The sequence below is a fragment of the Candidatus Pantoea formicae genome (genome assembly GCF_011752625.1).
Lineage (GTDB): Bacteria > Pseudomonadota > Gammaproteobacteria > Enterobacterales > Enterobacteriaceae > Pantoea > Pantoea formicae.
Genome location: NZ_VWXD01000025.1, coordinates 1 through 13,175 on the forward strand (window position 1 = coordinate 1; position 13,175 = coordinate 13,175).

Genomic DNA, 13,175 nt, shown 5'->3' on the forward strand with positions numbered 1-13,175 from the left:
TGCTGGCAGGGTCCAGCAGTCCCTGACGATGCAGATTCCGCCAGTTGAAGAGCAGGTTATCGTTGATGCCATGCTCACGTGCAATTTGCGCCACACAGGCGCCCGGCTGCAGGGTTAAATCCGCCATGCGGATTTTGAACTCCAGTGGCCAGTCCGGACGGCGTTTTTTAACCGGCAGATTTGTCTCAAGATTGAAAGCGTAGAGCTCTTCTTCCAGACGCTCAGGCGTGTATTCCTCCGGCAGCGGCCAGTTAATGCCGGTGCGGCGAAAACGCTTGAACATTTTATGCGTGGCGGAGGTGCTGATGTCCAGCAGCTCTGCGATTTCACGGTAAGTCAGGGCGTCGTTAAAGCGCAGGCTGAGTGCAGCAGTGATCCAGGGTCTACTGGTGTAAGGCGTGTTTCTGTCCACGGTAGTGTCCATGTTCGCGAAAGTGTCCATGTTAGGAAACACGGGGAAAAATAAAAGACGGTCTGGATGGGACGCTTACAGATATACCGCCGTCAGGGCGTGGAGCTGAGCCGGGCCACACTGGGGCGCTGGTCCGGGGCGGTAAGTGAACTGCTGGAGCCGCTGTATGACCTGCTGAAACAGTACGTGCTGATGCCGGGCAAGGTGCATACCGACGACATCCCGGTACCGGTGCTGGAGCCGGGCAGCGGCAAAACGCGCACGGCCCGGCTGTGGGTGTACGTACGGGATGACCGCAACGCGGGCTCGGTAATGCCACCGGCAGTCTGGTTCGCGTACTCACCGGACCGTAAGGGAATACATCCGCAGCAGCACCTTGCCGGGTACAGCGGTATCCTGCAGGCAGATGCCTACGGTGGCTATAACGCACTTTACGAAGACGGGCGCATCACCGAAGCGGCCTGCATGGCGCACGCACGACGAAAAATCCACGACGTTCATGTCCGTACACCAACAGATACCACTACCGAAGCGCTGAAGCGCATCGGTGAGCTGTACGCCATCGAGGCAGACATACGCGGCAGCCCGGCAGAGGAACGGCAGGCGGCCAGGAAAGCACAGACCGTCCCACTGATGCAGTCGCTGTACGACTGGATACAAAAACAAATGAAGGTGCTGTCACGGCACTCAGATACGGCAAAGGCGTTCGCGTACCTGCTGAAACAGTGGGACGCGCTGAACCTGTATTGCGGCAACGGCTGGGCAGAGATAGACAAGAATATTGCGGAGAACGCCCTGCGATGCGTCGCTTTAGGCCGAAAAAACTGGTTATTTGCGGGCTCAGACAGCGGAGGCGAGCGAGCCGCCGTTATATATTCGCTTATCGGCACCTGCCGGCTTAACGGCGTGGACCCGGAGGTATGGCTGCGTTATGTGCTGGAATATATCCAGGAATGGCCTGTGAACCGAATACGTGATTTGTTGCCATGGAATGCCGGTGTGACCTCTGATTAAGAAAAGGCAAGAGGTTAAGATATATAATACTTGCTCGTAACAGAAAAGGAAGAGAAATGAATTCAGTGAATCTGATAAGAATTGATGCGATGGATCCAGATACCATAGAAAAGATATCCTTAAGGGCTATCGAACTATCTTCTTGCTGGCAGAACCGACAAATGCCTGAGACACTTTACAACGCAAGAGTGGGATTAATTGAGGAGTTGCCGGGCTGGCGTAATCCGGCAGCGATCAGTCTTGGAGGTGCCGCCATGGGTGCACATGTGACTCATCTGAATGCCCGGCTTGAAGGTAGTGAGTCTGTGGAGGATTTGGCGTCTTTCCTTGAAAACTGGTTTGATATTATTGCCATCCGGACACCTTCTCTGAATAAACTTCAACAATTTTCTGCAGTAACTAATATGTCAGTCATTAACCTGCGAACTCACAGTAATCATCCCTGTGAGATTTTGGGGGATTTAACTTATATTCGGCATTTGAGAGGTGGCTGGGATGGCATCCATGTTGTTGTAATAGGTTCTGACGCAAACATTTTGCGTTCATGGATTGAAGCTGCATCTGTATTGCCTATCAAAGTTACCCAGATAGCCCCGCCAGAATTATTCGTCCCTTGTGGTGACATAATTAAGAACTTTAACGTTACTGATGATAAACGCCTCATTGAAATGGCTGACGTAATAGTCACAGATTGCTGGCCCTCTCAGGTTAGTAACAGACTTAAAAGTGAACTGGAAAAATATCGGGTCGATAAAGAATTACTGTCATCGTGTGATGCTGATACGGTGTTTATTCCATGTCCACCTGTCACTCGTGGCAAAGAAGTTTCATCGGATGCAATGCTGGACAAACGTTGCCATGTAAAAAAAGCTAAAGCATATCTGTTACATGTACAGAATGCGGCTATGGAATTTTTGTATAAAAACCATCTCAATTCAACCCGTGAGACTTAAGTCATAATCCTGACAAACCACACTAATCCGGACGTAGCATAAAATCTAGCATCAGCTTAATCTGAGCATCAAGCATAGATCTTCCGTTGTGGGTGGGGAGTTTTTTTTGCTCCGCACGCCTGAGTAGACTAGTTTTTTCAGGGAAAATAACGATGTCGCATATAAGAGTATCTGCTGCTAGGTTTTCTATAGAAAAAGGCAAATCAGTGTTTTCTCCCATCCCCAAACATGTTGCATTGATTGCGATATCTACCTGTTCCGGGATCGCGGTGCCAACAATAATCCTTATCTCAGGGTGAAGGACGGAAAGATTGTTAACCAGTTCAACTGCTTTTTCCAGAGTACGGTTATAAATAATCAATTCAGCAGGTTTTTGTCCGGCCACTGCGTGTGCGATGGCTGAGCCAGCCCCGCCCGTTCCTGCAAGGTAAACTCTACTGCCTTTAATGTTTACACGTCGATGCAGGAGGCTTAATACAAATCCTTCTCCATCAAGCATATCGCCGTACAATCTGCCTTTACTATCTCTTCTGATGACATTGCATCCCCCAGTTGCCAAAGCAGACTCGCTCGCAGAGTCAATAAATGAAAGCGTCTGCTGCTTATGAGGCATTGTTATGATAGCACCATGAAAGTTCTGAACAGATTTCAGTCCATCAAGTACATTTCTAAGTCCGGCAGGGGCTACATGAAGAGGTACCATCAACACGTCTGAGATATTTTCTCTCTGCAGAGCTGCGTTTATCATCAGTGGCGCGTTTACCTGAACTATGGGGTCTCCGATGATGGATAAAAGTTGCAATTTCCCGCTCACGATACTGAGTTCAGTCATGTTTATCCCCCTTAGAAAGACCGTTAATCATGATGCTTAATTATGAGAACCATAATTAGACATTACCACGCCAATCCAATTTTTTTGAAGTCAGTCTTGTATTAGTTGGAGGCATTTTACCTTAAGGGTAAAACTTTAATTAAAGACTGGCTGATATCTCCTTTCACGTGCGTTTCCAGCTCATCTTCGATTCCTCGCTCAGTGCAGAATGTCAAATATGATTTTATTTGTCAGTGAAATTATTCAGTAAACATCCAATAACTAAATGATAAAAAACAATTAAATTACTTCTTGTTTCATCGAGTCGATTGTCAACACGGTCGTTATGTGTCGCTTACGCCTGAGCAAGGAGGGGGATGAAAATTAATGCAGATGCTTATTTAACTTACTGTTATTTGACATAAATATCATTTTCACCTTTTTAATTTTGGTATGTATGGCGATGTTACTTTTAGGGATACAAATTTTAGCTGTCATCTATCAGAATGCTGTCTGATTTTTCCCTGGCGTATTGTAATAGATTTGCATTTTTTTCACAAAAAACAGAGAAAAATCAGTCTCGCTCATTGCTCTTCCTGTTTTCTAAGTTTTCGCAGGGTTTTCCGGCGCGGGTAATTTTTCCATCATGAGAAGCGTACCTCCATCAACTTTCCGGCAGTGTGAAGCACTTTCCTGAAGCTGACCCCTCAGACTTTCATCGTAATGAATGTCCAGAATCTGATATCTCAGGCTTTTTTTGTAGACGGTGGCTAACTCAGGAGGGCATAAAAGTCGTATATTGCCCAGTGAATAAAGCTTAACGGCCTGGAGCAGGTAGGTTTTACCATCTTTAGAACGTCTGGCGTTCCAGCCTGGGTCGCTGAAATATTCTTCGGGATAGTTTGCCACAGGGACGCCGTAAATTTTTGGAGTCAGATCAATCACGCCGGACATGCGTAAAAACAGGGTCAGTATCAGCGCAGGAACAGCAGATACCAATACTGACATGACAAACAGCATGGCTGCCATAATACCGCTTATCAGAGCTACCATCCTGATAAGACTGCTTTGCGCTCTGAGCCTCAGAAATACAATGCCCGGGATAAAAGAAAATACAATAACGAACATTGAAATGGCAATGACCGTACCTGTCTGCCTGATTTCACTTGTACCTTCCGGAAATTCCAGATATTTAAGAAAAATCTCCAGAGGAAATACGTAAATACATGCAGCACAGGCGATCAGCAATGGCTGGAAACAATGCATGAAAAATAACACTTTCACTTTGCTCTGCCAGGTAGCTCCTGAAATTTTGACCCGCGTGATGGTTCTGTTGAAAATTACCGTCATTACCATACTGATTGCCAGTATAATCAGCATCTGAATACTGACGTTTTGCTGAATTTTTTCTCCGGTGAATAACGATATCATATAATAACCAAATATAACCAGCACGGACAGCAGCGCGGTTATAATGACAATTCTGATGTTTTTTTCTTCCAGCTCTCTTTTCTGGTCATCCCTTTCTCCGACGCTGCTGATAAACAGGCCTGCCATAAGAGAGGGCATGAATATCAGCAGGCAGAAAGCTACAATACTCACGCCGGCGAAAAAAAACAGATAACCGAAGAAGGAGGAAAACGATACGCTGTCAAAGAAAAGCTCTGTATGTCCGGTGCGCAGAAGATGCCCCCACAGAAATATAGCTGCTATTAATGTGGATACCATAGCAGGCGTCAGTACGGGAATAATCCACGCCCATACCTTTAATAGCAGCCGCCGGTTTTTACTGTTTTCCAAATTATTATCCTCTGATTATGGTGATAGCCATCGGGTTCAGCTCAGCAGGCTTGACATTTTCCTTTCTGACTGACCGCAAAGAAAATATATTAGCACTTATACATAGTTAAGTTATTAAACTTATAACTTTTCACACTTAAAAAAAAGAATAAATTCTATTTATTACACCTGTTTTTATATATCAATTTATTGTCCAGTAATTTCCTGTTTTCAGTAAACCATTTATCCTGCTTCTTCTATCAATAATGCCAACTGGCGCAGAGCATCGCGAATTTCAGGAAAGGGCCGGGTGCTGTTCTGGCTCGCGGGGCCGGACGCTTTTCAGCCTCCCCTCCCCCTGCTGAAATAAACGTCAGAGACGCAGGGGGCCGACTGGATCCCATAGCAGATTTCCGGCATGGATGGCTCCGAAGATTAAGTGTCTCGGAGACCAGGTATGCACGGCGGAGTGCCTGGTACGATCGTGACGAGGCACTCTGGCTTAACTTCTCTTTATCGTCAGTGAGTTACAGTACCTTTTTCGCCGGAACCTCCGCCGTTCGCCCCGCTTTTTATTCCGGGCCGTCCAGGTTATTCTCCGTATACGGAAAAATAGCCGGAAAACCGTTCTACAGAGGATCCGGTGAGGATCGATTTATTCCCGTGGTTTTCGCTGGACAGACGCGCGAAAATACGTTCTCACCCGGCAGACGACGGAGACTGAAAATCTGAGCACTTTACCCCGAGAAATCCCGCAGAATTCGCACAGCGTTGTCACTGAGCATAATCTGCACGATCATGGCGCCGCGCGCTACTTTGACTATGAAAGTGCGGTGGCGCTGCGCAACCTCGCCGCCGCTTACGGCACCGACATGCCCCGCTACCTGCTGGCGCCCGAGGTGGCGGTGCTGCTCGCTAAGGTGACCGATCTCCGCAAACGGCTGTTCATCGACGCCCTGTGGAACACCGGCGGGCGACTGAACGAAATACTGCCGCTGACCCGGGAGGACTTTGTGCTCGACGACCCGCTCACCGGCGCGCCGCTGTCGTCACCGTTCGTGGTGCTGCGCACCCTCAAGCAGCGCGGGCTCGAGGAGGCCGCAAGAAACCGCAGCCGCCGGCGCGGGCGCCCGACGAAGGAGGAGCAGCAGGCGGAGCGGGAGGCTGAGGCCGAAATCAGGGATAACCCGCCGCGCGCGGTGCCGCTCACCGATCCAGGGTTCGTGCAGCGGTTAAGAGAATGGTTTGCGACGGTGAGCCCGCCGGCGGGCGCCCGGCTGTGGGATATCAGGAGCGAGGATACCGCGCGCAGCTGGATCTCACAGGCGGTCGCGGCCGCCGAGCGTGACGGCGTCACCTTCTCCATCCGGCCGGTGACACCCAAAACGTTCCGGGACTCGTTTGCGATGCACCTGGTGCAGCACCAGGTGCCGCAGAAGGTGATCCAGACGCTGATGGGGCACAAGGACGCGAAGTCCACCGAGTGGTATACCCGGGTGTTTGCGCTGGACGTGACCCGCCAGCTCGGCGTGCGGTTCTCGATGGACGCAGCGGAGGCCCGGGCGCTGCTGCCCGGCGGGCGCTGATGATGGCCGAATGGCGGGATTTTGTGACGCTGCCGGGCCTGCTGCTGATGGCCGGGCTCGCGGCGGTGAACCTTTATCTCTGGGTCAGTCTGGGTGCAGAGGTCCGGCGGTGGCGCCGGCGGCGGTCCCGTATGGCGTTGCCCCGCCTGCAGGTTCAGTTTCTGCCGCCTGAGCGGTCGCCGCTGCCGCTGCTGCTCACGACGCTGGTGACGGGGCTGGCCAGCGTCTGGATGCTGGCCGTGCTCCTGCCCGTCGTCTAGGCCGCCAGGCCAATACGGAGGCGGGACGGCCGGTATGCGGAACGTGCGCCCGGCGGAAAAAAGGCGGTGGCCGGGGTAAGGGGCTGATTGCTAACGGCGCATGATTACTCATAATAAAGCTCCGTTTATCATCAGGATCTGACCGTATGCTCCTCAGGAGAAAAAAACACCGTACCCACGGTGAGGATCGCCTGCTCGCCCTTACGCTTGCCACCACGGCGGGCGTCCTCAACGCCATGGCCTTCGGCGCATTTGGCTTCTTCCCCTCCCACATGACGGGTAACACCTCCCAGCTGTCCGCGGAGGCGGGAAGTTATGACCTGCACGGCCTGCTTTTTCTGGCGGTGCTGATCCTGGCCTTCGTGACGGGCGCCACGCTGGCGCGCCTCGCCGTAGCCTTTGGCCTCCGGCGTAACGTGCGCACGGTATTCTGCCTGGTGCTGCTGTGTGAGGGCGTGCTGCTGCTGGCCATCTCGCTGGTTGAAATCCGCTGGTACAGCATCCGCAACAACGGCGAGGTGCTGGTCACGCTCGCGCTGCTGATGGGCCTGCATAACGCCACCTCCACGCAGCTTTCCGGCGGGCGGGTCAGGTCAACGCACGTGACCGGGACCCTGACCGATGCCGGCATGGCGCTGGGCTCCTGGCTCCGGGCGTCGGTGAGCCGCCGCGAGGCGGCTGACGCGCCCGCGCACCGGGCGCTGCTCGGCACGCACCTCGTGACCATCGTCTCGTTCCTGTCGGGGTGCGTGGCCGGCTATTTTCTTTTCGTCCGGTTTGGCTTCAGCGCCATGGCGGGGCTGGCTGGCCTGCTCATCCTCACCGCGCTCGGGGGCATCGCCCGCGCGCTGCATCTGACCGGCTGGCGTTTCTGGTAGCGGCCGGTACTTTCAGCGACGGCGGTCACGTGCAGATGAAAGCACCCTGACCGTCTGTATGGATCCACGGGCCGCTCCGGCCGGCGGCTGCAGGGCGTGAAGCAGCAGTCAGGGAATGCGATGGATCGCGCCGGCACCTGCAGAACGTCCATTTATCTGCCATCTTTAAGTCTGCCCGCTAAACGGCATTAGCAGCTTCCGGAAATGCTGCTTATCGGATGTTCGTCCTGTATGACATCAATGCTGAGGGATCCGGACGGGCTGCCTTCGCCAGGGTTCACTGTATACTGTAAAAATGTACACTATATGCACGCTGGCATCTGCTACTCCCCTCTGCATGCGTCTTTTGCTTAGCTCTGACATTTTCTGAGCGCAATTACTGACTACAGTGGCTACCGGATCCGCCCGGCCGGACAACCAGGATTGCAGGTGCACCTTTGCCGTCCGCGAGCAAGCCGGGTAACCTTCACAGCACGCGCGTGGCCGTTCTGCACAGGTATAACCATTTTTTTATTCAGCTGAACGTAAGTTGCTGCCATATTCTCGTCTGTAAGATCTTAATAGCATATGATGCCCGCCCGCTGTAACGGCTGGCGATTCCATCGCGCCTGTGCCTGCTGCGGGCGATCCCCTGCTGGCCGGCATAGCCTTAATGTCAGTCCACCGGAGCGATTCCCTTCCCTGACTGCAGACCACGTCCCAGTCCAGGCGGTCACTGAAGGTCTGCTTGCGCAGCCTGTAAAGCTCTGACGCCCGCGTTGTCCTGAGCTCTTCATAGCTCACGTCAAAAGTTCCAGCATTCCCTATCCCCTGAAACTGCGTCTGATTGCCGCAATACGTCGATTTTACAAATTATCGCGCACAGTTTTAGTGGATTAAGCAAATTTAAGTATTTTCACCGCGGCTGCGCCTGCACAGGCGGGACGGAATGTGCTTACCAGGCCGACGAAGGTCATGAGCGACGGGATCCTTCGCGTGCTGCGCTGAACGCCGGAAAGCGCTGCGCTGCCGCCTGATATATATCTGCAATCATTTTACCCGTAAAGGTCTCATGGCCTACAATGCCGGAATGGAACGCCGTCACTCCGGAGGCGCAATCAAAATAAAATCAGGGATAATAAAGATAATCTTAACGTCAGCGACCCTGCCCGGGGCGGCCTCAGCGGCCTGCCGGCAGGACAATCAGTTTCTGCCCCGCAGGCTGGGTGCGGCTGTCACGAAGGAACGCTTTTACTGAGAACTGACCAGCGAGATCAGCTGACTGCTTTCGCACGATTATCATAGTTCCGACGGGGCATACACAGGCCTCGCCCCGTTCCCTCCAGTCGGGTGCTCCGGGATAACAAAAGGAAAATTACGTCATGAAAAATGAATTTCACCCACAGCTGCTGGAAGATGCGGCAGCCTGGTTGTTCTGGACGCTGGTATCCCGCGACGGGTTTGAGCTCACACTCAAAAATGTTTTACAGACCCGCGGACAGTCCCTCCTCAACCATCCTGAGCGGGAAATCATTTTCCGGCGCTATCCGCTCGGGGAGATGCCAGCATCTACGTTCAGCGCCTTCTGCAGCGCTGTTGCTGAACACGCGCACGCCCGGGCTGTCCGGGAAGAAAATCTTACCGGCATGATTTACAGCGAGGACAGATTCAGCGGGAGGACGTCTTCCGCCGCCGGTATCTCTGCGGCACATCTTGATTTTCCTGTTACGGTCGAGGGTGACAGCTTTCCCCGGTACGGTTCTCTCTGCCTGCGTGCTCCTCTGCCCGCGGTCGTGTTTGCCGATTCACCGCCACCTGAGGGCGTCCTGCGGATTGCGGACACCCGCGCCCTGGGTTTCAGCATGCCGCTCTGGCTGTCACCCCAGACTGTCAGTCAGGTTGAATCCCGCCTGTGGCTTCTGACGGGGATATTTTTTATCCCCGTGCATCCGGAGCTGACAGACCGGCACTGGAAAAAAGTCATACCCAACGGCGTCTGTGCCAGAGAACGGATAATTATGGAGAAGGACGGGGAAGCCGTGAGCCTCGATTTCCACTGGCAAAGTCGTGCGCACTGAGATATTTAGAAGAGTACTGCCGAGAGCATGTGTGCCAGCGGGAAAGTGCTGCAGTGCTGAGAGAGCGCAAAGTAACCGTGCTGAGCCATCGTCAGTCCGGCTGTCGCTTATACGTGGTGCATATATATGAGGATAATCAGGCTGCCAGCTACAGGTGCAGGCCCTTAAGATGTGCGCTGGCGGGATGAGAAGCATGTAAGTGTGTGCTGACGGGATAAGAATACCGAGGATGTGCGCTGCCGGGGGAATGACGGAGTTTTTTCCCGCCAGCGCACATCTTAAGGGCGTTACCAGACTCAGATACGAGGTGAAGAAGAGCCTTTCCCGACAGCACACACGAATGAGCCGATCCTGATCACTCACACGGTTACTCTGCTCCTGATAGCGTGCCCGGCAGCACACACGTTTACTGATAGCCAAATCAGACCCGACTGTCTCATATCATTGCAGATCTGATGGTTTGAGTTTTGGATTACGTTTATGAATAATAAGGTAATTCTCACGTTCTTTACGGACAAGTGAAAATTCCAGATACCCGATTTTCTGCAACTGCTCCAGCGCTTTTTTGATCGTGCGATTTTGTTCGCTCACCGAACTGGAGAGCGAAAGGCGTTCACGCAGGCGCGCAAAGGCCACGGGTATGGGATGAGCGGGCAGGCTTTCAATAAAGGTGTATATGGCCTGGGCTGCCTCTTTCTTTGGAAGCGCCTTAATAGCATGCTGTTGCAGAAGCACGCGATAATCGAGCTGAAAAAGTTCCCAGAGCTTCTCATCGGCTTCAAGCTGAACAATGTCTTTGTCAGCGTCAAAATAGCCGGTTTTGAGCAGGCCTGTCTGGTAGCTGCCACGTACGTCTTTTCCCCGCTTAAACGAGATCGATTTGTTACGCAGTTTACCCAACGATTCATGAATGGCACTGCGCAGACGACTGTCTATGCGCTTGGCTGAAAACCCACACCCTTTTGCAAAATCGCTGAATTTCAGCTCGATTTTATTTGAATTAAGCCCGTGCTTGCTGAATGCATAGATAACGCCAATCCAGACCTTGAAGTCGCAGTCCATATCCAGACGCGGGCCCGCAATGTTGATGTTGTCGTAACCTTCAGCTCTGGCGATTTCCAGCTGGGAAAACAGCTCGGAGGCATCCACAACATTATTTTCCCCCTGTGATTTTGAAGGCTTTGGCACAAAAACGCCCAGTCGCATCAGCGCGACGGGCTGCACGGTATTATTAGAATTAACTGTGAGTTGTTTTTCCTTGCTGATCATGTCGCTGTACAGCGCATCGCCAATAAAAGTGTTTTCTTTCATATTGTTATGTGAATTCCCTGCGCGTATGTGCTGGTCAAGAGTATGATCCGGGCTCTTCCCGCCAGCACACACAATACATCCCGGCACGACACATTTCCATCCCGCTGGCACACATATTTCACCCGCCAGCACACACTTAGATCCCTTCAGTACACATCCGGATATGGCTTCAGGCCAGCGATGGCGGGGTTTGCAGAGGGCCGGGATCTATATGGAACTTAAGGGATCTAAGTGGAACTGTTATTGGATCGCTCCTGTGTATTTGTGGATAAGATCATTAAGGGGGAGCATAGCCTGAGCCCACAGGCTATCTCTGGTATCGCTCTGCAGAATGGCTCCCTGCATTTAAGGTATCGGCGGGAGGATTCTGCTGCCTGACATTATGCACTGGCCCTCGCAGGTGACCTGCATGGCATGCATGTTTTCGGTACTTATCTTGGCGTTCGTAGCGGGCGTCACGCTGACGCGCCCCGCCCATCGTCCAGTGGATGGCATTAACGATAAAAAATCATCCTGTCCCTGAGCGGCTAACCTTCATAATTTGTTCCCGCGTGGCCATACGGGTAAGTATGATCGCCAGAATAGCAGTTGCCCCTCCCAGGGCAGTCGACTCAAACCGGTGCAGAGCAATACCTGTCTGAGGAATGCCGAATCCGGAGATCATGAAAACCACCATTGTGGTGATGAGAAAGCTGAAGAGGCCATACGAGCGATTAATCATTGAATAAGAGAAGGTGAAGGCAGCAAATCCGGTGATAATAAAGCCAGCCATTATGAATAACGAACTGCTGCAATAATCGATAAGGCCGGCTGCCGTAATGCAGCCTGTCAGCGTGCCAAGCACACGTGCCTGCACCCTTGATAACGTATCCCGGTAATTATTTCGCAGGCAGATGAGCAGCGTCATACCCGCCCAGTAGCCATTAGTCAGGTTTAGCAGATGAACTGCCGTCAGCGCACCAGCCATCCCCAGCATGCCGCATATGACTGACCATTGCAGATGGACACGATGTTTGTACTTAACAAGAAAATGCATTAAAAAACGTTTCCACGTGCCCGGGCTGAAATCGCGAAGCTGAAAGTTTCGTCGCTGGAAGATTATTGCCAGAATTATCATCTGTAGTGTTCCGCCTGCGCCGACAAGGCCGGCACGCAGAAGGGCATGCTCCGGGGTTCCGGCAAAGCTGCCCGACACGAGGTAAGTAATTGTCCACTGCTGCAGCATCCACCATGCACTGACATCGATGTTAGCCATCACCACATACAAGCCGGTGTAAAGCAGTGCACCGGCCACATACAGGGAAAATATATTTCCAGTCAGACTACCCAGCCAGGCAGAAAAAATAAGACCCGCCACAGTGGTTGCGAGCAATGACAGTGATGACCCCCCCCATGTTTTGTTTGCTCCGAAAGCAAGGGTAATCGCGCCACCTGTTGCGATACTGGCTGCGGCAACATGGTCGGTTAAATAGCCTGCAACGCTGATAACAATGATGGCGGGCAGGCAGTAAAGCCCCAGCGTAATATCGTGTCGGATACCCGGTTCAGACGGCATGAGATCTCCCGTATACAAACAGAGCTGAATAATGACTGAAAATGAGAAACCCGGCTGTGGCCTTCGTTGATAACACTGTTTACTTCTCCTTTAAAATCCTGTTGATCGGCTTTTAAAATAATTGGTTTTAAGAGCCACTTCGGGCAGCTTTCCTTAGGCCTTAATCCGGTTCAGCATTTCTGGCCAGCTCCCGATGAGGAGCAGCACACGCGTGCCTGCCGCGGCGTCGAACCGGCCCATGGGCTCCGGTCGAACGTAATTTCGTCCTGTGTCAGGCACAACGCGTCAAAATACTCACCACGGCTGCTGTACTGCGCAAATCTTCCACACATGGTGAGTTCCCGCTGTGGCTGTAAGGATAGCGGCTTATACTGATATCAGAGATGTCATCCGGCCTGTACGCGTTATAGACAGGCGCTGTCAGGAGCACGTATGAATTACTATCAGAAGCTGAGTCAGCCCGCCGTCAGAGCGGAGATGGCGCATGACTGGCCGACTGCCGCCTCGCAGTGGCAGACGCTGCTCAGACGGCCGGCAGCCCAGCCCTGGCGACAGTGGA

The 13,175-nt window shown here is 52.4% G+C and carries 11 protein-coding genes and 1 pseudogene; 6 read left to right on the top strand and 6 right to left on the bottom strand.

Going from position 1 to position 13,175, the window contains the following annotated elements; all coding sequences use genetic code 11:
• A partial coding sequence (gene tnpA / locus F3J38_RS27570) for an IS66-like element accessory protein TnpA (protein WP_369411068.1) occupies window positions 1-412 on the bottom strand: 412 nt, incomplete at its 3' end.
• Window positions 413-490: 78 nt separating this feature from the next.
• Here tnpA and tnpC point away from each other — a divergent pair.
• Together tnpC and F3J38_RS27580 are read left to right on the top strand one after the other, a co-directional pair.
• Window positions 491-1,426: pseudogene (gene tnpC, locus F3J38_RS27575) on the top strand (IS66 family transposase); the annotation flags it as partial.
• A 56-nt stretch (window positions 1,427-1,482) separates the two neighbouring features.
• Window positions 1,483-2,379 carry an ornithine carbamoyltransferase gene (locus F3J38_RS27580; RefSeq protein WP_167144508.1) on the top strand — a complete coding sequence of 299 codons (897 nt, stop codon included), beginning with the start codon at window positions 1,483-1,485 and terminating at the stop codon, window positions 2,377-2,379.
• A 22-nt stretch (window positions 2,380-2,401) separates the two neighbouring features.
• On the opposite strand, the gene F3J38_RS27585 is transcribed toward F3J38_RS27580, so the two are convergent.
• Window positions 2,402-3,211 (bottom strand): shikimate dehydrogenase family protein, encoded by an 810-nt coding sequence (locus F3J38_RS27585; protein WP_167144510.1) that lies wholly within the window; start codon window positions 3,209-3,211, stop codon window positions 2,402-2,404.
• A gap of 582 nt (window positions 3,212-3,793) precedes the next feature.
• Window positions 3,794-4,990, bottom strand: coding sequence for a hypothetical protein (locus tag F3J38_RS27590; protein WP_167144512.1), 1,197 nt, complete (start codon window positions 4,988-4,990; stop codon window positions 3,794-3,796).
• An 812-nt stretch (window positions 4,991-5,802) separates the two neighbouring features.
• On the opposite strand from F3J38_RS27590, the gene F3J38_RS27595 reads away from it, so the two are divergent.
• The 3 genes from F3J38_RS27595 (at window position 5,803) to F3J38_RS27605 (ending at window position 7,693) form a co-directional block, all read left to right on the top strand.
• Entirely contained in the window at window positions 5,803-6,555 is a 753-nt protein-coding gene (locus tag F3J38_RS27595; protein WP_444505529.1) for a tyrosine-type recombinase/integrase, read from the top strand.
• The gene (locus tag F3J38_RS27600; protein WP_167144514.1) at window positions 6,555-6,815 is read left to right on the top strand and encodes a hypothetical protein; all 261 of its coding nucleotides are present in this window, start codon (window positions 6,555-6,557) and stop codon (window positions 6,813-6,815) included. Before F3J38_RS27595 ends, F3J38_RS27600 begins: the two co-directional genes overlap by 1 nt.
• Window positions 6,816-6,961: 146 nt before the next feature.
• Window positions 6,962-7,693: a YoaK family protein gene (locus F3J38_RS27605; RefSeq protein ID WP_167144516.1), complete on the top strand. Its 732-nt coding sequence runs from the start codon at window positions 6,962-6,964 to the stop codon at window positions 7,691-7,693.
• Window positions 7,694-8,203: 510 nt separating this feature from the next.
• Here F3J38_RS27605 and F3J38_RS28305 read toward each other — a convergent pair.
• The gene (locus F3J38_RS28305; protein ID WP_167144524.1) at window positions 8,204-8,500 is read right to left on the bottom strand and encodes an acyl-homoserine-lactone synthase; all 297 of its coding nucleotides are present in this window, start codon (window positions 8,498-8,500) and stop codon (window positions 8,204-8,206) included.
• 554 nt (window positions 8,501-9,054) lie between these two features.
• On the opposite strand from F3J38_RS28305, the gene F3J38_RS27615 reads away from it, so the two are divergent.
• Window positions 9,055-9,750 carry a hypothetical protein gene (locus F3J38_RS27615; RefSeq protein WP_167144518.1) on the top strand — a complete coding sequence of 232 codons (696 nt, stop codon included), beginning with the start codon at window positions 9,055-9,057 and terminating at the stop codon, window positions 9,748-9,750.
• Window positions 9,751-10,191: 441 nt separating this feature from the next.
• Here F3J38_RS27615 and F3J38_RS27620 read toward each other — a convergent pair whose 3' ends face one another.
• On the bottom strand, window positions 10,192-11,061 hold the full coding sequence (locus F3J38_RS27620; RefSeq protein ID WP_034827977.1) for a RepB family plasmid replication initiator protein: 870 nt from the start codon (window positions 11,059-11,061) through the stop codon (window positions 10,192-10,194).
• 508 nt (window positions 11,062-11,569) lie between these two features.
• Window positions 11,570-12,616 (bottom strand): FUSC family protein, encoded by a 1,047-nt coding sequence (locus tag F3J38_RS27625; protein WP_167144520.1) that lies wholly within the window; start codon window positions 12,614-12,616, stop codon window positions 11,570-11,572.
• Window positions 12,617-13,175: the final 559 nt, after the last annotated feature.